The organism is Luteibacter sp. 3190 (assembly GCF_031456385.1).
Lineage (GTDB): Bacteria > Pseudomonadota > Gammaproteobacteria > Xanthomonadales > Rhodanobacteraceae > Luteibacter.
Genome location: NZ_JAVDUO010000004.1, coordinates 340,111 through 362,450 on the forward strand (window position 1 = coordinate 340,111; position 22,340 = coordinate 362,450).

The following is a 22,340-nucleotide window of genomic DNA, read 5'->3' on the forward strand; positions in this document are numbered from 1 at the left end:
ATGCCAACCGCGACGTGCTGGAAATAACTGAACCGCTGCGTATAATAAAGTCATAATCTTAGTTTGTGAAGGTGCAGCCATGAACGCCAGCCCGAAACTCAAGGCCCAGGGCCCGGGCCGTCCCAAGGACATGGAGAAGCGCGCGGCCATCCTCGATGCCGCGAAGGCGCTGTTCACCCAGGGCGGGTTCGCCGGCACCAGCATGGACGCCGTGGCCGCCGCCGCCAGCGTGTCCAAGCTCACCGTTTACAGCCACTTCGGCGACAAGGACAACCTCTTCCGCGAGGTGATCCGCGCCCACGTGCAGGAGCGCCTGCCCGACGACCTGTTCGATTTCAGCCCGGGCGCCGACATCCGCGTCACGCTGACCAACATCGCCAGCCGTCACGCCGCGATGGAGACCAACACCGAATCGGTCGGCACGTTCCGCGCGATCCTTTCCGACTGCCAGTCGGGAGGCAATCCGCGCTTCGGTCGGCTCGTGTGGGAAGAAGGTCCCGTCCGCATGCACAAGCTCATGCAGCGCCTGCTCGAGGGCGCGGCGGCGCGCGGGCAGCTCGACATTCCCGATCCGTCTCGTGCGACCACGCAGTTCCTCGCGCTGCTCAAGGGCGACCTGCTGATCCGCCGCCTGTTCGGTTGCGAGGATTGCGCCGTGCAGTTCGGCGAAGAGGTCAAGGCCAATGCGCTGGCCGCCGTCGACATGTTCATGCGCGCGTACTCGCCGCGCCACGTGAGCGTCTGATCCCGCTCGACGATCGTTCGTCCGCCGGACCGCATGGGTTCGGCCGTCAAGCTGACGCACGACGGCGCCCATGTCGCCATGGCAGCCATCCACGCGCGTCGGGCGATGTGGACCCCAGCGCCTTCACCCAGTCTTTCCAGGAAGCGCCCTAACGTCTGGCCGATCATTCCCACTCTCCCAGGAGACCAGGCCATGTCCAGCGTGAAGCCCTTCGTCAGCGACATCGAGAACATCCGCAAGCGCGCCCGCGAGCACATCGACAACGGCGCGGTGACGTCGGGCTACCGCGCGGATCGCGAAACGGTGATCAAGCTGCTCAACGAAGCGCTCGCCACGGAGATCGTCTGCGTGCTGCGCTACAAGTACCACTACTACATGGCGCCCGGCATCCACTCGCAGAGCGTCAAGGCCGAGTTCCTCGAGCACGCCAACGAGGAACAGGCGCATGCCGACCGCATCGCCGAACGCATCACGCAGCTCGACGGCACGCCGAACTTCAATCCGGAAGGCTTGCTCTCGCGCAGCCACGCCGATTACGTCGAGGGCGTGACGCTCGTCGACATGATCAAGGAAGACCTCGTGGCGGAGCGCATCGCCATCGACAGCTACCGCGAGATCGTCCAGTACATCGGCGACGACGACCCGACGACGCGGCGCATCATGGAAGACATCCTCGCGCAGGAGGAAGAGCACGCCGAGGACATGGCGACGCTGCTGGAAAACCTCGGTGCGAAGGGTGACGGCGCGCCCGGCGCGCACTGAGCCGTTAAGGGGCGGGCGGTTAAGCTAGGCGAACGTTCACGACGACAAGGACACCCCTCATGAATGCGACCGCCACTCCACCGCCGGCCGCCCGCCGCCGGCGCAGGCCCCTGAGCATCGCGATCGCGCTGCCGATCGCCGTGCTCGTCCTGCTCGTGCTGATCCTCATGTGGTGGTGGGACAAGGAACCGGAGCAGTTCGATCCGGTGGCCGTGACCACCGCGCACATGAAGGAGATCGACCGGCCGATGAGCACCGGCGCGGTCACCACCTATACGCTGATCCGTTCGGTGGACACGCTGCTCGACAAGCGCGGCGGCTACCTCAGCAACGACAAGCTGCCGCCGGGCGTCTTCATGGACAACGTCCCGAACTGGGAATTCGGCTCGCTCACGGCGTCGCGCGATCTGGTTCGCGCCCTGCGCAACGACTTCAGCCGCTCGCAGACGCAGTCCACCGAAGACAAGTCGCTCGGCGAGGCCGATCCGCTGCTCAACAGCCCGAACGACCGCTGGCTGCTTCCCAGCTCGGAATCGCAGTACGGCAAGGCGGTGGACGACCTCGAGGACTACCTCGCGCGCCTCTCCGACGCGCCCGACGCCAACGCCCATTTCTACGCGCGCGCCGACAACCTCGCCGATTACCTGCAGACCGTCTCGGCGCGACTCGGCTCGCTGTCGCAGCGTCTTTCGGCGAGCGTGGGCCAGCTTCGCGTCGACGCCGCGCCGAATGCCGACGCGCCCGCCGCGGCGGGGCCGGCCAAGGCCGTCTTCGTCAAGACGCCGTGGAACCGGATCGACGACAATTTCTACGAGGCGCGCGGCTACACCTGGACGCTGCTGGAGCAGCTCAAGGCGATCCGCCACGACTTCGCGCCGATCCTGCGCAGCAAGAACGCCGACGCCAGCCTGCAGCAGGTCATCCGCGAGCTGGAGGAATCGCAGAAATCGCTCGGCAGCCCGGTCGTGCTGAACGGCTCGCCGTTCGGGTTCTTCGCGAACCACTCGCTGGTGATGGCCAACTACGTGTCGCGCGCGAACGCCGCGATCATCGACCTGCGCGCCCTGCTGGGCCGCGGATGAAGAAAGGCCCGCCGATGGCGGGCCTTTCGTGTTCTTCGCAAGGTAGCGCGCATCGCGCGCTACCTAACGCCGATCAGTTCTCGGACTTGTAGCGGCCCATGCCGGCGACGATCTCGGCCTTCGCCTCGTCCGCGCCGACCCAGCCGTCGACCTTGACCCACTTGCCCTTCTCGAGATCCTTGTAGTGCTCGAAGAAGTGGCCGATGCGCTCCAGCCAGTGGCCCGACACCTGCGCGATGTCGCGAATGTGGGCGTAGCCGGCGAACACCTTCTCCACCGGAACCACGACGAGCTTCTCGTCGGCACCGGCTTCGTCGGTCATCTTCAGCATGCCGACCGGGTGGCAGCGGATCACGGAGCCCGGCACCAGCGACAGCGGGAGGATCACGAGGGCGTCCAGCGGGTCGCCGTCGCCACCCAGCGTGCCCGGCACGTAGCCGTAGTTGCACGGGTAGCGCATCGGGGTCGACAGGATGCGGTCCACGAAGATCGCGCCGCTTTCCTTCTCCACTTCGTACTTGACCGGCTCGGCATCCTTGGGGATTTCGATGATGACGTTGATTTCGTCCGGCACGTTCCTGCCGGCGGGGACGAGGTGCAGACCCATGGGATTCCTTGATCTTTCGAGGGGTTAAGGGGGCCGATAGCATACGTCCTGCGGAGCGGCCGGGCAAAACCCGGCCGCTCCCGCCGACTACTTCAGGTGTTCCCAGAGATACGTGTACGCCAGCGCGTTCATGAACGCGGACTGCTTGTTGTCCGCCGCCGCGCCGTGCCCGCCCTCGATGTTCTCGTAGAAGCTGGCGTCGAAGCCCATGGCCTGCATCCGTGCCGCCATCTTGCGGGCGTGCACCGGGCCCACGCGGTCGTCGCGCGTGGAGGTGGTGAACAGCACCGGCGGGTAATGCGTGTCCTTGCGCAGGTTGTGGTACGGCGAGAAGGTCTGGATGTACTTCCATTCGGCCGGGACATCCGGGTTGCCGTACTCGGCCATCCACGACGCGCCCGCGGACATGTGCGGATACCGCTTCATGTCCAGCAGCGCCACCTGGCTGACGATCGCGCCGTACAGCTGCGGGTACTTCGTGAGCATGTTGCCGGCCAGCAGGCCGCCGTTGCTGCCGCCCATCATGCCCATGTGCTTCGGGCTGGTGACCTTGCGGTCGATGAGGTCCTGCGACACGGCCGCGAAATCCTCGTACGCACGCGGGCGCTCGGCCTTCAGGGCCGCCTGGTGCCAGCGCGGACCGTATTCGCCGCCACCGCGGATGTTGGCGACCACGTACACGCCGCCCTTCTCCAGCCAGGCGCGCCCGACGCCGGCCGAGTACGCCGGCTGCAACGAGATCTCGAAACCGCCGTAGCCATAGACCAGCGTCGGGTTGCTGCCGTCGGCCTTCATGGCCTTCGGCGCGACTTCGAAGTAGGGCACCTTCGTGCCGTCCTTCGACGTGGCGAAGTGCTGGCTCACCGTGTACTTCGACGCGTCGAAGAACGCGGGACTGTGCTTGAGCGCTTCGCGGTCGCCCTTGCCCAGCACGCCGTAGTAGAGCGTGGTGGGCTGCAGGAAGCCGGACACCGTGAGGAAGTACTCGTCGGAATCGTCGGCGTCCACGCCGCCGGCCTGCATGGTGCTCAACGCCGGCGCGCCGCCGAGCGCCTCGCTCTTCCAGTCGCCGGTCGTCGCGGGCGTCAGGATGCGGACCTCGCTCACGACGTCGCGCATCACGTTGAGGATGAGGTGGTGTCGCGTCCACGAATGGCTGGACAGCGAGGTGTGCTCGTCAGGGGTGAAGAGCACCGTGAACTCGCGCTTGCCCGCCATGAAGTCGTCGAACTTCGTCGCGATCAGCGAGCCAGACGGGTACGTCTTCCCGCCGACCGTCCATGCGGTGCGCGGCTCGACCAGCAACCACTCGCGCTCGACGTCGGTCTCGGCGTCGTTGGGCACGTCGATCTTCGTCAGCTTGCCGTCCTTGCCGCGGACGAACGTCTCGCTGTTGTAGAACTCCAGCGCCCGCAGCACGAAGTCGCGCTCGAAGCCCGGCGTCCGGTCGCGGAACGCGGAGATCGACATGTCGGACGACTTGCCCTCGTACACCGTCGTCGCCGACGACAGTGGCGTGCCGCGCTTCCACTCCTTGACGATGCGCGGATAGCTCGAATCGGTCATCGAACCCGGGCCGAAGTCGGTCGCGACGTAGAGGTGGTCCTGGTCGATCCAGGCCACCTGGCTCTTGGCCTCGGGCAGCGCGAAGCCGTCCTTGACGAACGCCTTGGCCGACAGGTCGAACTCGCGCACCACGTCGGCGTCCGCGCCACCGCGCGAGAGCGAGACGAGGCAGAGGCGGTCGTCGGGCTTCAGGCACTGCACGCCGTGCCAGACCCAGTTCTCCTTTTCGCTCGCGGCGAGCGCGTCGAGATCGATCACGGTCTCCCACGCCGGCTTGTCCTTGCGATACTCCGCAAGCGTCGTGCGGCGCCACAGCCCCTTCGGATGCTGCTTGTCGCGCCAGAAATTGTAGAAGTGGCCACCGATCTTCGAGACCATCGGGATCTTCGCGTCCGAATCCAGCACCTCGAGGATGCGGGCGTCGAGCGCCTTGAAATCCTGCCCTTCGGCGTAGGCCGCGACGGTTTTCGCGTTCTCGGCCTTCACCCATGCGAGCGGCTTCGCGCCGTCGATGTCGTCGAGCCAGAGGTTTTCGTCGTCGCCGGCGGCCTGAGGGGCGGGGGCGGAGGAGTGCGGGGTGTCGTGTGCCTGGGTCATGCCACAGAAGGTAAGGGCGATGGCCAGCGCAATAAAGCGGTGGTGCATGGGTTCGGAATTCCGGGGGGTGGATGGCCGACCTTAGCGCAGGTGGCCCCCGCCGCGGCCATGACTTCCGACATGCCCCGCGCCGCGACCCAGTAGGAGCGCGCCCTGCGCGCGACAGTTTTTCGCCGTGAGCGACGGGTCCTGTTGCTCACGGCCGCAAAACATGTCGCGCGCAGGGCGCGCTCCTACGACGGGCGTTCGCTTACAGCAGCGGAATCAGCAGCAACGCCACGATGTTGATGATCTTGATCAGCGGGTTCACCGCCGGGCCGGCGGTGTCCTTGTACGGGTCGCCCACCGTGTCCCCCGTGACGGCCGCCTTGTGGGCGTCGGAGCCCTTGCCGCCGAAGTTGCCGTCCTCGATGTACTTCTTGGCGTTGTCCCAGGCGCCACCGCCCGTGGTCATGGAGATCGCCACGAACAGGCCCGTGACGATCGTGCCGATGAGCACGCCGCCCAGCGCCTGCGCGCCGGCCTCCGGTCCGCCCAGCCACTTGAAGCCGAAGATCACCACCACGGGCACCAGCACCGGCAGCAGCGACGGCACCAGCATCTCGCGGATCGCCGAACGGGTCAGCATGTCGACCGCGCGCGAGTAGTCGGGCTTCGTCGTGCCCTGCATGATCCCGGCGATCTCGCGGAACTGGCGGCGCACCTCCTCCACCACGGCGCCCGCCGCGCGGCCCACGGCCTCCATCGCCATCGCCGCGAACAGGTACGGGATCAAGCCGCCGATCAGCAGGCCGATGATCACGTAGTGGTTCGACAGGTCGAAGCGCACGTCGGCGCCGCCGAAATGCAGGCCGAGGTTGTGCGTGTAGTCGGCGAAGAGCACCAGCGCGGCCAGGCCCGCCGAACCGATCGCGTACCCCTTGGTCACCGCCTTGGTCGTGTTGCCCACGGCGTCCAGCGGGTCGGTGACGCCGCGTACCTCTGCGGGCAGTTCGGCCATCTCGGCGATGCCGCCGGCGTTGTCGGTGATGGGGCCGTATGCGTCGAGCGCCACCACCATGCCGGTCATGCTCAGCATCGCGGTGGCCGCGATGGCGATGCCGTACAGGCCCGCGAGTGCGAAGGCGCCCCAGATCGCCGCGCACACCGCGAGCACGGGCAGGGCGGTCGACTTCATCGACACGCCGAGGCCCGCGATGATGTTCGTCGCGTGTCCGGTGGTGGACGACTGCGCGACGTGCCGCACGGGGCGGTACTCGGTCGCGGTGTAGTACTCGGTGATCACGACCATGGCGCCGGTCAGCACGAGACCGATGAGCGCGCAGCCGAAGAGCCGGCCCGCGCCGTAGGCGGAATCGGCCATCAACGACTGCGTGATCGGCCAGAAGGCGATCGCCGCGAGCAGCGCGGAGACGAACACGCCGGCGTACAGCGCGTTCATGATCTTGCCGCCGCGCGTCTTGACGAAGAACGTGCCGATCACCGATGCGACGATCGACGCGCCGCCGAGCACGAGCGGATAGAGGATGCCGTTCGGTCCCACCTCCGTCGCCATCACGCCACCGAGCAGCATCGTGGCGATCAGCGTCACCGCGTAGGTTTCGAACAGATCGGCCGCCATGCCGGCGCAGTCGCCGACGTTGTCACCCACGTTGTCCGCGATGACCGCCGGGTTGCGCGGGTCGTCCTCGGGGATGCCGGCCTCGACCTTGCCCACGAGATCGGCGCCGACGTCCGCGCCCTTGGTGAAGATGCCGCCGCCGAGCCGCGCGAAGATGGAAATCAGGGACGAGCCGAAGGCCAGGCCGACCAGCGCGTGCAGCACGTGCGCGCGCTCGTAGCCCATGTGCGTGAGCACGCCGTAGTAGCCGGCGACGCCGAGCAGGCCGAGACCGACCACCAGCATGCCGGTCACGGCGCCACCGCGGAACGCCACCGCGAGGGCAGAAGAAAGGCCGCTCCTGGCGGCCTCGGCGGTACGCACGTTGGCACGAACCGAAACGTTCATGCCGATGTAGCCGGCGGCTCCCGAGAGCACCGCCCCCAGCGCGAAGCCGATCGCGGTACCCCAGTCGAGGAAGATGCCGAGGAGGAGGAAGAGCACGATGCCGACGACGCCGATGGTGGCGTACTGGCGGTTGAGGTAGGCGCGGGCTCCTTCCTGGATGGCGGCGGCGATCTCCTGCATCCGTTCGTTGCCCGGCGATCGTGCCAGGACCCAGCTGACCGAAAACGCGCCATACGCGATCGCGACGACCGCACATGCCAGTGCGATCCATAAACCGTACTGCTGCAGCATCGAAGCCTCCCCGGATTGTAGGAGCCCGAATGGGCTCCGGCCCGAGTATAGGCAGGGATGCCCAGGGAAGGCGTTGTGCGCTGCGCAAGCTGCGAGGCGATCAGCGCCGGGACGGGCCGGCGCGATCGCGCGGGCTCCTGCTTCGGTCGCGGGAGCTTCCCGAGCTGCGCCTTTCCCGGCTGCGATCGCGCTCCCGGCGCCTCTCACCCTCCCTGTCACGGTCCCGACCGCGATCATGCGGACTGTCGCGACCTCCCGCGGGCGATCCGGCACCCCAGGGCCGCCAGTGCACCGTACCTGCAGCGCCGGACCGCGCCGAAGAATCCGACTGTCGGGAGTTGGCGCTGCCGGGTCGACTGTAGGGAGAATGGCGCGACGCGGGTCGCTCCGGTAGCCGGAAGGATCCGCGAGCACCGTCACTGCCCCGGCTGTATCGGGACGACGTCGAGCCTGATCGCTGGCTTCCTCCTCCATCGCCGCGGCCACCCGGCTCCTGGACGGGATAGCGCCAGTTGGTCTGGTCGGGAGCACGTCCTGTCGTGATCCTTCCGATCGCGCCCGCGTTATCGTCCGCGCTACCGCTGATGATGCCATCGCAGTTGTAACAGGCGACGAACGCCTGGCGTCGACGCTGGACCTGCGCAAGCGTCGCGTCGCTGCGCAAATCCTCGTACGCGCGCATTCTGGCGGTGAAGATCGCGACCTCGCGCGCCTGCGTCAGGCTCGACAGAATGTAATTCGCCTCGTTCAGCGCGTGCACTTCCCCGTGAGCCGCAGGTACGCCATTCACGCGGAGCAGTGGCACGACGATCAGCAATCCGGGGAGATCCGCCTCCCTTGGCTGGTGCGGTGCGAGGTGCGTCCGGATCCGTTCGATGGTGAGTTCGTGCAACGCAGGAGGCGTCGCGGGGCGCGGCGGTGCGGGCGCGCGACCGGTGCGCGTCGCGGAATCCCATGCCCGCCTGTTCGCGTCTTCGACCGCGCGATTTGCCCGGTTGACGCCGGCGACGAAGCCGTCGAAATCGCTGACGAACGCTTGCGACGCTCCGGGATCGTGGCGCTGCGGCAGTGTGAATTCGATCTGGTCGCCCACCCGTCGACCGCTGGAAAGTGTCGTGAGTCCAGGTGCGGCGCCCTCGCGCGTGGCGACCGGCAATGGCGTGTTCACGAAGCCATTGCGACCGTAGCCGGAATGCGTCGTGTACGAGTAGTGGCGAGGGTTGGCCTCCAGTCTCGCCTGTACCGCTGGGGTCATGCTTCCCGCGGGCAGGAAGTAGCCGGCGTACGCCCCGTAATTGCGAAGCAGCGTGCCACCATTCGCACGCAGGTGGCCGAGAACGAAATCGTCCAGGGCCCTGGTGAATCGCGTGAAGGCGGCGGCGACATCGGGGCGCTGCGCGAATCGCGCTTCCACCCTCTCCCGTTCGCGGCGCTCTTCGGGCGTCATGCGTCCGTCGACGTCCCGCTGGTTGACCGGATTGCCGTGCACCATGGCATAGGCGTTGAGGCCGGCGAAGTCGCCGACAGGATCCGGTGACGTCCACCGGGCCTGCCATCCCGCATAGGCTCGGGAGCCGTAGTCCAGCAGGCCCGATGGATCTCGCTCCCGGTTGCTGTAGCGATACGCCTTGTCGGCTTCGGTCGTCGCATCGCGATTGCTACGGAACGCCGTGCCGCCGTACGGGTAATAGTCTTCGGATGAAACCATGGCCCCCGAGGCGTCCGCGATTCGCGAGGACACCAGACCATCGTCGTCGAGTTCGTAGTCGATATCGACCGCGGCCTGGGTGATGCCGACACGTATCACGCCGCTATCGAGCGCCAACGGAAGCAAGACGCGGCTTTCCGGGCCACGCGTCCGGCGCTGCGTGAGTAAGTCATACCTCGTTTCACCCGACACGCCGTCGTGTTGCCAGCGATGGCGGCGGCGTATGCCCGCCCCGTCATGCAGGTGGGTTTCGTAGTGTTCGCTTCCCGCGACTCCCGTCGAGGAAAGGGGGCCTTCCGCTGACCAGGTGAGTGGCGTGTCCGCAGGCCACAGGCGAGCCAGACGTCCGGCTGCATCGAAACAGGCGTCGACGCCCTCGTCGGCGATGCCGGCGGATGCGGGAACGGCACGGTTCGACAACGGTGCCACCGTCATCAGCAGGCGCCGCTCGCCGGAACCCTCGGACGTGTGGATCGTCTCGACAAGATTGTCGGCGGCGTCGTGCACGAAACGACGGGTGTAAGGCCTCGTCCGACCGTCGTCCGCGGGACCGACGATGAGCGGGGGCAGCTCACCGTCGTCGCCGGCTTGCGGATGCTCGTATCCTGAGGTCGACAGGATCCTGCCGACGCTGTCGTACCGATAGGTGCGGTTACGGCCGTCCTGCTCTTCGAGGCCGACGAGGTTGCCGTTGTGGTCCAGAAGACGCGTCGTGTCCTGGATGACGGCACCGTCGCGCGAAAGCGCCATCGACCTGATCCGCCGACCGTCGTCGTCGTACTCCCAGCGCCGGATCATTCCGCCTCCCGTCGACATCCGGATGCAGCGGCCTGCCGCGTCGTGTTCGATGGACGCCACGAGCGTGTGTTCGGCGCCCCCGGCAGAAAGCGTTACGCCCGCCAGCAAACCGCACGCGGAATACCGGAACGCGACGCGCGGTCCACGATCATCCCCCATGCCCAGCACTCGTCCGTTGGCATCGTACGCGTATTCCGTGCGAACGCTCTCCGCCTCGAGCTGCGCGTCCATGGCGTCGCCGGTCCAGTCCGGCGGATCGTCACCCGCGAGGAGACGTGAGCCGATCCGGACCGGCTTCGATTCGATGGAGGCGGCGGCGATCTCCCTGCACCCCGACGCGTCGTACGTGCGCAAGGGAAGGTACGCGAGATTGGTCCCTCCTTCTCCGTACGCCGCATCGTAGACATGCCGCACGGCGGTGCGGCGCGCGGTGCCGTCAAACGATTCCGTGAGAAGCCTGCCTGCGGGGTCGTAAGCATAGGTTCGGGTGGCGCCCAGCGCGTCCAGCGTCCATGCGGGCATGCCAGCGTCGTTCCGCAGGGTCCATGTCGTGCCGTGATCCGCGCTCCAGGCTCGTCCGGAGCCGAGCGCGCGGCCATGCGTGCGCACCGCTCGGTCCGTTGCGAACGAGCGCGCGTCGAAGGTGCTCTCTTCGACCCCGTTCACAGCGAAGAGGGATCGCTCGATGGATGCCACTCCCGCGTCCTGCGTGCTCGTCATGATGTACCTGACACGACGTATCGTCCTGCCGCCGTTGTCGCACGCTTGCATCGACGGTGCGGCGAGCACGACACCGTGCCCGTCGTCGCTGGCACACCAGTTCGCGTCGCGGAATACGGTGTACCAGCATCGATGGGTGATGCGGGATTCGTTTCCGCAGGGTGTACGTCGGGACAGCAACCTCCCTTCGTGGTCCCAGGAAAACGCGTCGTAAGGTGCATTTTCGGGTGGTACGCGATAGCGCCATGTGTCCGCGAAAAAGGGCCGATACGCGCGGCGGACCGTCCCGATGGCGTTCATGTCGATGGCACCGTCCACCGCCCATGCGGCGTCCGCGGTGTCGAGGCGAGAGGACGCTTGCCGGAGGATACGACCGGCGCCATCGACATGATCCACATCGCAACGGATGTGTTGTCGCGCGTCGTCGGGATAGCGATCCGCGGTGAGGCACACGATGTGCACCGGCTGCCGTTCCGGCGTGTCGCCTGACCAGGCGAACTCGTCGACGACCCACCGCCGGTGCAGGCGTCCCAGGGCGACGACGGGATTCGCGATGGCTTCCGCCGGCGCCATCGGCGTGGGCGACGAAGAGGCGGCGAGCTCGTCGAATCCCTGTCGTTTCACGTCACCGTTCTCGTCCAGACCGGAGCCATGGATCGTCTCGGCCCGGGTGGCACCGAACGCGTCCATCGCGATGGCGCGGACGACGCCATTCGCATCGACGGAACGCCACGGCAGGACATGCCGGTAGTCGTACTCGACCTCCGTGACGCGGCCGACCGCATCGCGCATGCGGGTCACGAACATGCCGTCCGCGTCGTAGTCGTAGTGTGTCCAGTCGACCGTGCCGCACGGAGAGGTGCGAAGGACGCGATGAAACCGTGGCGCATCATCATACGCAACGCGTGTCGTAGCGAAGCCGAAACACGCCTCGCCGGGGCGTAGCAGGCGCCCTGGCATCGCGACGTGGCCGGCTCCGGCGAGCAGCGCGTCCAGTCCAGCCTCACCGTGCACGGTGGCCAGGTCGTGGCGTGCGTCCGCATCCATGGACGCAACCATGGTCGTCACAGGCAACGCCGCGAGCGAAGGCGCCACCGGATCCTCGCCGGTGCCGTAAAGGACGCATTCCATGGACACTATGACGAGTGTCGCCGTCGCTATCGGGTCGTCGGGTCCCTCGAAGCGCTCGGCCGCGATGTCGGCCGCGGCGAGAATATCCGCCGACAGGCGACATCCATCCACGCGCCGGTCGCCGGGGCACCCTGGCCGCCAGTGTTCCTCGCCGTCGAGGTGCCATGGCATCGAGCGTGTCTGCATGCAGGAATGGGAACGCTGCTGGTCGTCCCAGGAGTCGCTTCTCAGCCGTTCGTCCCATGTCGACGACAGCGTCGCGGTTCCGCTCCGCGCGCAGATGATGTCGATGTCGCGGCAGCAGGATCCGAAGATGTCGTAGTCCAGGAAGATGCCATGGCGTGTCATCGTGTCGGAGGAGGCCTCATCGTCGAACGACGTGGCCGCGCTTTCGAGCAAAAGGGGGAGCCAGCATGCTTCCGCAAGCCCGTTTTCCACGCGCGTGCGGCGGACCTGGTAGCGCCACGCTTCGAGGCATGTCGTCGCCCAGTCGCCGGCGACCCAGGCCTTCGTCTGCCGGTGCTGTAGCAAGCCGGCCAGCGCACGGTACCCGCTGTCTTCGATGGCCGGGTCGGCCGATAGTGGAAGGTCGTGTTGTGCCGTGGCGGACCATTCGGTGAACCGGGTCCGCGCGCGGGCGGGCGTCATCGGGCTCTCCGGGGGCGTTTCATCGATGTCCCTGCGCCCGACGAAGTACCAGCAGCGAACCGACAGGACAGGCTCCGAGTCGCTCGATGTCACCGTTTCAATGTCCCGGTATCCGCGGAACAGGCGGCGCTCGACATCGAAGTGGCCGAGCCGGTAGGCGTGTTCCTGACGGAGTTCCTGGCCGGCGATCTCGTCATGGGTCGTGACGCGTTTGGCCACCGCGTCGACGAACGGGTGCCGCGTGCCCTGTCCCTGGGCGCCCGCTTTTTTTTCGTCCATCCATTCCTGCGCCCCGGAGCGGAAGGACACGCGCGTCGTGCACCCCTGGTGGTTCGTCACCGACCCCATGCGTAGTGCGAAAGGCTCGCCGATATCGATACGCCAGGCCTCCGCCGCCGTGTCGTTGCCGGATGGCGCGGGCCTCAGCAGGGCCGTCGGCCCGCCTCGTCCGGAGAAGTCCACGACGTCGAGCCTCCAACCCGGGCCCCATCGGGTGCCCTCGGGCCAGGCGCGGACGACGGGCGTACCGAACCCGTGGCCACTGAGGTTCATGTAGAGGCGTAACCCGGCAGGGCTGCGGTAGACGATGTCCGCCAGTCCGTCGCCATCGAGGTCGACGACGTGCACGTCCGAAGGGCGCAGCCCCCCACCGAGATCGAGCGCAGGCAAGGCGATTCGTCGTCCGAAGCGGCCATGTCCAAGGCCTGGCCATACATCGACCGCGCCATCGGTACGTATGCGGAAGATGTCTTCCGAACGAGGGCCGAGGACCGGTGCGAAGCCGATGAAGTCCGCGGCGCCAGGCAGCGGAAGATCGTCGTCGTCGTGCGGCACGCGTTCGGCCGCCCGGAAGGAGCCGGTTGCCGTAACGCGGTGGATCACGACTTCCCGCCGATGGACGACGATCAACGCTAGCAGGCCCGATCGGTCGACGTCAGCCCAGTACGCATGCTCGGGAACGGCCGTCGCGGGCACCTGGTCGAGGGGCCGGAAGGACGACCAGGCGTCGCGACCCTCGACCTGGTAGCTACCGCGGAACGAATCGAGGGACACCAGCCAGTCGAACTTCCCATCGGAGGATGCGTCGATCATCTCCCACGGACCGGCGATGCCTGTGCTGGCGGGTGACGTTCCGGGCTTGTTGGTGGCGGGCACGCGGAGGGCTTTCGGCGGTAGGTAGTCGATGCCGTCGACGGTGCCATCGGCGCGAACGGGTTCGCGATAAACCCAGCCGACCGTCGAGCGCCACAGTAGTCCGGGCACACCATCCCGATAGAGGTCGGTCATCGAGCAATCGCAGCCCCTGCGCCCATCGAAGGCGGGTTCGCGGCGAACGTCACCCTCGCCGGGATCGAACGCGTTCCATGTGAGCGAAACGGGCACCGACGCCTGTTCGCGCCCCTTGTCGTCGTACCCGAACGAGGTCACCTGTCGAAGCATCGTGTGCCTGGGCGATGCGTCGTAATCGAGCTGCATGCGGCGCACGAGTACCGGTTCGTCACCCAGGGCGGCGAACCGGTGAAACATGAGGAACTGGCGGCAAAGGCGCAGGCACCGATGCTCGAAACCATAGCGATAATCGCTGACGGGGTCCTGACGGACGAGCCACTCGCCATCGGGCACATAGCCAGCCGATTCACCGACGCCGCGTTCGCCATAGTCGAGTACGAACTCGAAGTGCCATGCATCCTCCGGGTCCGTTCGGTCGCTCATCCCGTAGGGTGCGGTGCTCGCCACGACATTGCCGTAGCACACGCGCTCGAGGTACCGCGCGGCGCGGGCATCGCGGCCGTCGTCGGCTCGTCCCGCACCGTCCTCGGCGCGATAGCGATAACACGTACGATCGCCGGTCGCGGTGACGACTTCCTGGAGGCGCCACTCGGCGACGCAGGAGGGCGCATCGGGATCGACCAGCCGGGCACCGTCCGCCTTTCCGAACAGGCTCGCGTTGCCTGCGGCGTCCTGCACGAGCCAGAAGTCGTCCTCGCCAGCCGTCCACCGCTCGATTCGGTCGAAGGCGCCTTCGACCTGGGGAACGTAGCGTCGTACGCGATACTCGCGCGGGAGCGCGACTCCGCGAAACGACGCCGCCGCGCGTTCGTCGGCGGCGACGAGCAGCTCGCCGCCGGGGCCGACGAACGAATCGTCGTCGTCGTACCGTGGCGTACCCCGTTGAACGTACCTCCGGATCGACGCGCATTCGACGTTCCATCCCAGCCCGAAGGCGCCGTTCGCGACCACGGTCCGGTAGACGAACCGGAGCGCCGGGGCCGCTCGCCACGATGTGAAAGGCAGCGGAAGCTCGAAGCTGGTCTGTCCGGTGGCGTCGGGTTCGCTCCAGAGCGTGCTGGGCGGGGCGGTCAACACGGGTCCGCCAAGCGCATACGGATCCGGGGCATTCCATCCAGCGATCATCGACATCGCCTCCATCCGTGGAGTAAGAGCCTGCAAGTGGAGAGTAGGGCATTGCCGATTCATCCGGGCGTCGCGACGCCGGCTGATTGCATGTCTAAGCGGCAAAGCGAAAAAAAGCCCACGACTGGCGTGGGCTTTTTGATGGAGCGGGGAGGATCGCTTCAGCGCGTGGCGATGTCCAGGATCACGCCGGTCGCGATGGCGACGAGCAGGAACTCGTTCGAGTTGTCCTCGTCGCGCACCCAGTGATAGCCGCGTGGCGGCTCGCGCAGGTGACGCTCGTGGTAATCGTGGATCACGATGACGCGCCCGTCGTAACGGTGGCCGCGTTCCCAGCGACGCGCATGCGGCGGCGGGCCGCGATGGTCGTGGCGGTCGTCGTGCCAGTCGCGGCGATCGTCATGCCGGTCGTCGTGGCGATCGTCATGCCAGTCGCGACGGTCGTCGTGGCGCTGCGGCGGGTCGAAGGCGAACGCCGGAGCGATCGCGCCGGCGGCGGCCAGGCAGAAAAGCAACTTGCTCAGCGTCTTCATGAGAGGTCTCCCTTAGCGCGTGGCGATGTCGAGGATCACACCGGTCGCGATGGCGACCAGCAGGAAATCGTTGTTCTCACGGACCCAGTGGTAGCCGCGCGGCGGCGGGCGCAGGCGGTAGCTGCCGTAGTCGTAGACCACCACGTTGCGGCCGTAGTAACGGTGTCCGCGCTCCCAGTGGCCGTAATAGCGCGGCGGCGGCGGACGGTGGTAGTACGCCGGGCCGTGGTAGTAACCATGGCCGTAATACGGACGCGGCGGCGGGGGCGGCGGGCGATGGCCGTGCCAGCCGTTGTCGTGATGCCAGCGGCGGTCGTCGTGCCCGCGATCGTGGCCATGACGGTCGTGGTCGCGACCGTGGTGGTCGTCGGCGAACGCCATCGTCGTGGTCAGCAGAGCGAGGGCGGCAAAAGCGGAACGCAGCATCGTCTTCATGAGAGGTCTCCCGGCCCGATCGTCATACCGCGTGTCGCGCGGCCGATCGACGATTCGGATGCTAGGAAGCGCTGCCTGAACGCGAAGTCCTACGAATGAAAGGCTCGCGAAAGACGTTCATTGACGCGACAGCTATTGAACCGGCCGGTTCAGGAAATCGACCCCGGGCGGAACTCGAGCGTGAGCTCCGGCGGCCGTCCGGGCAGCTCCAGCGCTGTTTTCCGTTCAGGCGAACGGGCCAGCACGCGACCGCGCCGGACCACGAGCAGCCGTTGCGCCTTCAGCCGGATGGCCTCGTACGCGTCCCCCGCCTGAAGGAGGACGCAGTCCGCCGGGTGCCCCGGCGCGATGCCGTAGTCCTCCAGCCCCAGCACGCGGGCGGCGTTGACCGTGACCGCGTCAAAGGCGCGCGCCACGCCCCTGGTCGAGGTCATCTGGGCCACGTGCAGCCCCATGTGCGCCACGTCGAGCATGTCCGCGGAGCCCATGCCGTACCAGGGATCCATGACGCAGTCGTGGCCGAAGGCGACGTTGACGCCGGCATCCAACAGCTCGGGCACGCGCGTCATCCCGCGTCGCTTCGGATAGGTGTCGTGGCGCCCCTGCAGCGTGATGTTGATGAGCGGATTGGCGATCGCGTGCACGCCCGCCTCGGCGATCAGGGGCAGCAGCTTGGAGACGTAGTAGTTGTCCATCGAATGCATGGACGTGAGGTGCGAGCCGGTGACGCGGTCCTGCAGGCCCGTCCGTACCGTCTCCGCCGCGAGCGTTTCGATGTGCCTCGACAGCGGATCGTCGGACTCGTCGCAATGCATGTCCACGCGCAGCCCGCGCTCGGCCGCGAGTTCGCAGAGCCAGCGAATCGAGGCGGCGCCGTCGGCCATGGTGCGCTCGAAGTGCGGGATGCCGCCGACCACGTCGACGCCCATGTCGAGCGCGCGCACGAGATTGGCTTTGGCGCTCGCCGAGCGGAGCAGGCCGTCCTGCGGGAAGGCGACGAGTTCGAGGTGCAGGTAGGGCGCGACGCGCCGCCTCACCTCGAGCAGCGCCTCCGTCGCCAGCAGGCGATCATCGCAGACGTCCACATGGCTGCGGATCGCGAGCAGCCCCTGCGCCACGGCCATGTCGCAGTAGGCCATGGCGCGGTCGACCAGGGCCTGCTGCGTGAGCACCGGCTTGAGCTCGCCCCATAGGGAAATGCCTTCGAGCAGCGTGCCGGACGCGTTGAGCCGGGGCAGGCCCAGCGACAGCGTCGCGTCCATGTGGAAATGCGCATCGACGAACGGCGGCGCGACCAGGCGCCCCTGCGCGTCGATCTCCTCGGCCCCCTTCGCCGGCAGCGCCGTCTGGATCGCCGCGAAACGCCCTCCCTCGATGCCGATGTCGACGTCGGTGCGGCCGTCGGGCAGGGTGGCGTGGCGGATGATGAGGTCCATGGAAAGGGCTCCGGGGAGGAACGGCCATGATACCCGCTGCCCTTCGGCCTTCACGCAGGTGAAGCGTCGTTTTGGCACCATTCCCTTAGCCATGAACGTGACTGAAAAGCTCGCCATCCTCGCCGACGCCGCGAAGTACGACGCCTCCTGCTCGTCCAGTGGCGGCAAGGGCCGGAACTCGCTGAAGACCGGCGGGATCGGCTCCACGGAAGGCATGGGCATCTGTCATGCGTACGCGCCGGACGGCCGCTGCATTTCGCTGCTGAAGATCCTGCTGACGAACTTCTGCGTGTATGACTGCGTGTACTGCGTCAACCGGCGCAGCAGCAACGTGCGTCGCGCGCGTTTCTCCGTCGAGGAAGTGGTGGAGCTCACGCTCGCGTTCTACAAGCGCAACTACATCGAGGGCCTGTTCCTGTCCTCGGGCATCATCCAGTCGCCCGACTACACGATGGAGCAGCTCGTGCGCGTGGCGCGCACGCTGCGCACGGAGCATCGCTTCGGCGGTTACATCCACCTGAAGACGATTCCCGACGCGTCGCCCGAACTGATCGACGCCGCGGGCCGATGGGCCGATCGCCTGAGCATCAATGTCGAGATGCCCACGGAGGGCGGCCTCAAGTCGCTGGCGCCGGAGAAGGATCTGGGCGACATCCGCAGCGCGATGGGGAGGCTGCGCCTGTCGATCGACGAGGCCAAGGCTGAAAAGAAGGCGCCGCGCTTCGCGCCCGCCGGCCAGAGCACGCAGATGATCGTCGGCGCCGACGCGGCGAGCGACCGCGACGTGCTCACGGCGAGCACGAATCTCTACACGAATTACCACCTGCGCCGCGTCTACTACTCGGCCTTCAGTCCGATCCCGGATGCGTCGAAGGTGCTCCCGCTGAAGCCGCCGCCGCTGGTTCGCGAGCATCGCCTGTACCAGGCCGACTGGCTGATGCGCTTCTACGGCTTCGGCGCCGACGAGATCGCGCCGCCCGGTGACGACGGCATGCTGTCGCTCGACGTCGATCCGAAACTCGCCTGGGCGTTGCGTCACCGGGAGCGCTTCCCCGTCGACCTCAACCGCGCGTCCCGGGAGATGCTGCTGCGCGTGCCGGGACTCGGCGTGAAGACGGTCGACCGCCTGATCGCCATGCGCGCGCACCGACGCATCCGTTATGACGACCTCGTGCGCCTCCGCGTGCCGGTGAAGAAGGTCGCGCCTTTCGTCGAAACCATCGACCATCGCCCGCGCGGCGACCGCGAGAGCGTGTTCCTGCGCCACGACCTGCGCGAGGCCGTTCCCGCCCAGGCGGATCTTTTCGGCTGACGATGCTCGTCGTCACGCTGGACGATCCGTCCGATACGGCCGAATGGCGCGCGAAGGCGCGCACGCTGCTGCTCGCCGACGTCGATCCCGCGGAGGTCGAATGGCGGACCGGCGCGTCGGGTGGCCTGTTCGGCGACGACGCGCCCCTTCCTCCGCCCGTGCGCGAAACGACGCCGGCCGTGCCGCGCGCGTTCCTCGGCCTTGCCGACACGGTGCTGGCGCACCGCGACCCGCGTCGCCACGCGACGCTCTACCGCATGCTGTGGCGGATGACGCACGGCGAGAAGGCCCTGCTGCGCATCGCCACCGACGACGACGTCGCCTGGGCGCACACGTGCATCAAGCAGGTCAATCGCGACATGCACAAGATGAAGGCGTTCGTGCGCTTCCGCGAAGTGCCTCTCGGCGACGCGACGATCTACGTGGCCTGGTTCGAGCCCGAGCACGACATCGTGTCGCGCGTGGCGCCGTTCTTCGTCCGTCGGTTCACGGGCATGCGCTGGTCGTTGCTCACGCCGTCACGCAGCGCGCACTGGGATGGCGAGACGCTCTCCATCGGGCCGGGCGCGAGTCGCGCGGATGCGCCGTCGGACGACGCGCTGGAAGACCTCTGGCGCACGTATTACGCGAGCATCTTCAATCCGGCCCGCCTGAAAGTGGACGCGATGCGTCGCGAGATGCCGGTGAAGTACTGGAAGAACCTGCCGGAAGCGCGGCTCATCCCCGAACTGGTGCGCGACGCGCTGCCGAGGATGCAGGCCATGGTGAAGAACCAGCCGACGGTGCCGAGGAAGAAGATCACGCCCTTGCAGAAGGCGGCCGTCGACGCGCCCGAAGGCAGCATCGCCGCGCTGCGCCGGCAGGCGCGCGACTGCCGCGCGTGCGATCTGTGGAAGCCCGCGACGCAGACCGTGTTCGGCGACGGCCCGGTGCATGCCCGCATCGTCGTGATCGGTGAGCAGCCGGGCGACCAGGAAGACCTTGCCGGCAAGCCGTTCGTCGGGCCCGCGGGCAAGCTCTTCGACCGCGCGTTGGGCGAGGCGGGCGTCGAACGCGACGCGCTTTACGTCACGAACGCCGTCAAGCATTTCAAGTTCGAGCCGCGCGGAAAGGTGCGGCTACACAAGCGCGCGAACGCCGAGGAGCAGGCCGCCTGCCGGCCGTGGCTGGCGGCGGAACTGGACCGCATCCAGCCCGAGGCGATCGTCTGCCTGGGCGCGATGGCCGCGCAGGCGGTGTTCGGCGCGTCGTTCCGGCTGATGCAGCAGCGCGGCGAATGGCTGGATCTTCCGGACGGCCGCCGCGCCATGGCGACCGTGCATCCGTCGTACCTCCTGCGCCTGCCGGATCACGAGGCGCGCGAAGCCGGCTACGCCGACTTCGTCCGCGATCTGTCGCTCATGCACGACGTGCTGGGCTGAGGCGACACGATGTAACCAGCGAAAGCGCCCCAGCGTGCCTCACCCCACCGCGAACTTCTTCAGCTTCCTCGTCACCGGCGTGTTCTTCAGCGTCACGTACACCGGCAGGCCGTCGGGCCCGTACGGCGGCGGTGCTTCGCCCTGGATCAGCGGCGCGAGGTAGCGGCGCGCGGCGGCGGTGATGCCGAAGCCGTCCTTCGAAATGAAGTTCTTCGGCATCTTCTTCTCGTGATTGGCGATCTTGTCCAGCGGCGCGGCCTCGATCTTCCACTTGTACGGCTCGTCCGAGGTGCGCACGATCACCGGCATCACGGCGTTGAGCCCTTCCGCCGCGTATTCGACGGCCTTCTTGCCGACCGCGTAGGCCTGGTCCAGATCCGTCTTCGACGCCACGTGGCGCGCGGAGCGCTGCAGGTAGTCGGGCAGCGCCCAGTGGTACTTGTAGCCCAGCTTCTCGCGCACCAGCGCGGCCAGCACGGGTGCCGCGCCGCCGAGCTGCGCATGGCCGAACGCGTCGCGCGCGCCGGACTCCGCGAGGAACTTGCCCTCCTTGTCCTTGACGCCCTCCGAAACGACCACGGTGCAATAACCCACCTTCTCGACCGTGGCCTTCACCTTCGCCAGGAACGCCTCCGGATCGAACACGTTCTCCGGAAACAGGATCACGTGCGGCGGATCGCCGGCGGAGGAGCCCGCGAGGCCGGCGGCCGCGGCGATCCAGCCGGCGTGCCGGCCCATCACCTCGATGATGAAGACCTTGGTGGAGGTATCCATCATGGAGGCGACGTCCAGGCTCGCCTCGCGCACGGCGATCGCCGTGTACTTCGCCACCGAGCCGAAGCCGGGGCAGGTGTCGGTGACCACGAGATCGTTGTCGATCGTCTTCGGCACGCCGATGCAGTTGACCTCGTAGCCGAGCGCCTGGCCGATCTTCGAGACCTTGTTCGCCGTGTCCGCGGAGTCGTTGCCGCCGTTGTAGAGGAAGGTGCGGATGTCGTGCGCCTTGAACACCTCGATCAGGCGCTCGTACTCCGCGCGGTTCTCCTCCAGCGACTTCAGCTTGTAGCGGCAGGAGCCGAACGCGCCGCCGGGCGTGTGCTTCAGCGCCGCGATGTTGGCCTTGGCCTCCTTCGAGGTGTCGATCAGTTCCTCGCGCAGGGCGCCGAGGATGCCGTTGCGGGCGGCGTACACCACGATGCCCTTGTCCCTCGCGGTCTCGATGACGCCCGCGGCGGTGGCGTTGATCACGGCGGAGACACCGCCCGACTGGGCGTAGAGAAGTTTGCCGGCGGCCATGCTTCGCATCCTGTAAGTCAGCTCGGGAGGGCCAGCGTAGCGCGCCACGCGTCGCGATGCCTTGAAAGGGTCGACACCCGGGACCCCGTACACCTCGCCCGTGTCGTCCGTTTGACGCGGCGGCGCCCGTGCCGTTACCTTGAGACCCATTTTTATCGTGCCCGACAGGGGATTTTTCCCGAACGTCCGGCGAAATGGAGCATCAATGCGACTCGTGCTATTCGGCGCGCCCGGTTCGGGCAAGGGCACCCAGGCGGCCCGCCTCAAGCAGGATCTGGGCATCCCGCACATTTCCACCGGCGATCTCCTGCGCGCCGAGATCAAGGCGGGGTCGGAGCTCGGCAACAAGGCGAAGAGCCTGATGGATGCCGGCCAGCTCCTGCCGGACGACATCATGCTGGGCATCATCGAGCACCGCCTCGGCGAGCCCGACGCGAAGCCCGGCTTCATCCTGGACGGCTACCCGCGCAACCTGGCGCAGGCCGATGCGCTCGACGGCGTGCTGGCCAAGATCGGGCAGCCGCTCGACGTGGTGATCAAGCTCGAGGTGCCGAACGAGGCCATCGTGGATCGCTGCGTCGTCCGCTTCGAAGCCGAGCATCGCCCTGACGACAATCCGGACACGGTGAAGAAGCGCCTCGCGATCTACGCCGACCAGACCGCGCCCGTCGCCGAGTTCTACGCGAAGCGCGGCAAGCTCCAGGTCGTCGACGGCGTCGGCGAGCTAGACGAGGTTACGGCCCGCATCAAGGCCGTGCTCGACGGCACGAAGGCCGCCAGCGCCTGATCCCTACCGGCCCGCCGTCGCGGCGGGCCACCCACCTCCCGG

13 protein-coding genes and 1 pseudogene are annotated in these 22,340 nt (G+C 67.4%); 6 read left to right on the plus strand and 8 right to left on the minus strand.

Annotated features, from left to right (window positions below; translation table 11 throughout):
* Positions 1-79: 79 nt before the first annotated feature.
* From J2X58_RS17160 to J2X58_RS17170, 3 genes are all read left to right on the plus strand, one after another.
* Positions 80-745, plus strand: a complete 666-nt coding sequence (locus J2X58_RS17160) for a TetR/AcrR family transcriptional regulator (protein ID WP_090057199.1) — start codon at positions 80-82, stop codon at positions 743-745.
* A gap of 192 nt (positions 746-937) precedes the next feature.
* Positions 938-1,507 carry a ferritin-like domain-containing protein gene (locus J2X58_RS17165; protein ID WP_090057196.1) on the plus strand — a complete coding sequence of 190 codons (570 nt, stop codon included), beginning with the start codon at positions 938-940 and terminating at the stop codon, positions 1,505-1,507.
* A 59-nt stretch (positions 1,508-1,566) separates the two neighbouring features.
* Positions 1,567-2,589: a DUF2333 family protein gene (locus tag J2X58_RS17170; protein ID WP_310049778.1), complete on the plus strand. Its 1,023-nt coding sequence runs from the start codon at positions 1,567-1,569 to the stop codon at positions 2,587-2,589.
* Between the two features lie 73 nt (positions 2,590-2,662).
* Here the strand turns inward: J2X58_RS17170 and ppa are convergent, their stop codons facing one another.
* From ppa to J2X58_RS17205, 7 genes are all read right to left on the minus strand, one after another.
* Complete coding sequence (gene ppa, locus J2X58_RS17175; RefSeq protein ID WP_090057192.1) at positions 2,663-3,196, minus strand: inorganic diphosphatase; 534 nt, start codon at positions 3,194-3,196, stop codon at positions 2,663-2,665.
* 87 nt (positions 3,197-3,283) lie between these two features.
* Positions 3,284-5,407, minus strand: coding sequence for a prolyl oligopeptidase family serine peptidase (locus J2X58_RS17180; RefSeq protein ID WP_310049783.1), 2,124 nt, complete (start codon positions 5,405-5,407; stop codon positions 3,284-3,286).
* A gap of 202 nt (positions 5,408-5,609) precedes the next feature.
* Positions 5,610-7,658 carry a sodium-translocating pyrophosphatase gene (locus tag J2X58_RS17185; RefSeq protein ID WP_090057187.1) on the minus strand — a complete coding sequence of 683 codons (2,049 nt, stop codon included), beginning with the start codon at positions 7,656-7,658 and terminating at the stop codon, positions 5,610-5,612.
* A 100-nt stretch (positions 7,659-7,758) separates the two neighbouring features.
* Positions 7,759-15,183 carry a SpvB/TcaC N-terminal domain-containing protein gene (locus tag J2X58_RS17190; protein ID WP_310049786.1) on the minus strand — a complete coding sequence of 2,475 codons (7,425 nt, stop codon included), beginning with the start codon at positions 15,181-15,183 and terminating at the stop codon, positions 7,759-7,761.
* 56 nt (positions 15,184-15,239) lie between these two features.
* On the minus strand, positions 15,240-15,611 hold the full coding sequence (locus tag J2X58_RS17195) for an RcnB family protein (RefSeq protein ID WP_310049788.1): 372 nt from the start codon (positions 15,609-15,611) through the stop codon (positions 15,240-15,242).
* Between the two features lie 12 nt (positions 15,612-15,623).
* Complete coding sequence (locus J2X58_RS17200) at positions 15,624-16,046, minus strand: RcnB family protein (RefSeq protein WP_090179502.1); 423 nt, start codon at positions 16,044-16,046, stop codon at positions 15,624-15,626.
* 149 nt (positions 16,047-16,195) lie between these two features.
* Positions 16,196-17,482, minus strand: coding sequence for an amidohydrolase family protein (locus J2X58_RS17205; protein WP_310049790.1), 1,287 nt, complete (start codon positions 17,480-17,482; stop codon positions 16,196-16,198).
* A gap of 91 nt (positions 17,483-17,573) precedes the next feature.
* Between J2X58_RS17205 and J2X58_RS17210 the strand changes: the two are divergent.
* Positions 17,574-18,719: pseudogene (locus tag J2X58_RS17210) on the plus strand (putative DNA modification/repair radical SAM protein); the annotation flags it as partial.
* Between the two features lie 77 nt (positions 18,720-18,796).
* Positions 18,797-20,215: a UdgX family uracil-DNA binding protein gene (locus J2X58_RS17215; protein WP_310049792.1), complete on the plus strand. Its 1,419-nt coding sequence runs from the start codon at positions 18,797-18,799 to the stop codon at positions 20,213-20,215.
* A 39-nt stretch (positions 20,216-20,254) separates the two neighbouring features.
* Here J2X58_RS17215 and J2X58_RS17220 read toward each other — a convergent pair whose 3' ends face one another.
* On the minus strand, positions 20,255-21,511 hold the full coding sequence (locus tag J2X58_RS17220; RefSeq protein ID WP_090057170.1) for a 6-phosphofructokinase: 1,257 nt from the start codon (positions 21,509-21,511) through the stop codon (positions 20,255-20,257).
* A gap of 205 nt (positions 21,512-21,716) precedes the next feature.
* Here J2X58_RS17220 and J2X58_RS17225 point away from each other — a divergent pair, with 205 nt between their 5' ends.
* Positions 21,717-22,298, plus strand: coding sequence for an adenylate kinase (locus J2X58_RS17225; RefSeq protein WP_310049795.1), 582 nt, complete (start codon positions 21,717-21,719; stop codon positions 22,296-22,298).
* The last annotated feature ends 42 nt before the right edge of the window (positions 22,299-22,340 follow it).

Excerpts from the sequence above, each read along its gene's own strand:
- J2X58_RS17160 (WP_090057199.1), top strand. The coding sequence starts at position 80 with ATGAACGCCAGCCCGAAACTCAAGGCCCAGGGCCCGGGCCGTCCCAAG.
- J2X58_RS17165 (WP_090057196.1), top strand. The coding sequence starts at position 938 with ATGTCCAGCGTGAAGCCCTTCGTCAGCGACATCGAGAACATCCGCAAG.
- J2X58_RS17170 (WP_310049778.1), top strand. The coding sequence starts at position 1,567 with ATGAATGCGACCGCCACTCCACCGCCGGCCGCCCGCCGCCGGCGCAGG.
- ppa (WP_090057192.1), bottom strand. The coding sequence starts at position 3,196 with ATGGGTCTGCACCTCGTCCCCGCCGGCAGGAACGTGCCGGACGAAATC.
- J2X58_RS17180 (WP_310049783.1), bottom strand. The coding sequence starts at position 5,407 with ATGCACCACCGCTTTATTGCGCTGGCCATCGCCCTTACCTTCTGTGGC.
- J2X58_RS17185 (WP_090057187.1), bottom strand. The coding sequence starts at position 7,658 with ATGCTGCAGCAGTACGGTTTATGGATCGCACTGGCATGTGCGGTCGTC.
- J2X58_RS17195 (WP_310049788.1), bottom strand. The coding sequence starts at position 15,611 with ATGAAGACGCTGAGCAAGTTGCTTTTCTGCCTGGCCGCCGCCGGCGCG.
- J2X58_RS17200 (WP_090179502.1), bottom strand. The coding sequence starts at position 16,046 with ATGAAGACGATGCTGCGTTCCGCTTTTGCCGCCCTCGCTCTGCTGACC.
- J2X58_RS17205 (WP_310049790.1), bottom strand. The coding sequence starts at position 17,482 with ATGGACCTCATCATCCGCCACGCCACCCTGCCCGACGGCCGCACCGAC.
- J2X58_RS17215 (WP_310049792.1), top strand. The coding sequence starts at position 18,797 with ATGCTCGTCGTCACGCTGGACGATCCGTCCGATACGGCCGAATGGCGC.
- J2X58_RS17220 (WP_090057170.1), bottom strand. The coding sequence starts at position 21,511 with ATGGCCGCCGGCAAACTTCTCTACGCCCAGTCGGGCGGTGTCTCCGCC.
- J2X58_RS17225 (WP_310049795.1), top strand. The coding sequence starts at position 21,717 with ATGCGACTCGTGCTATTCGGCGCGCCCGGTTCGGGCAAGGGCACCCAG.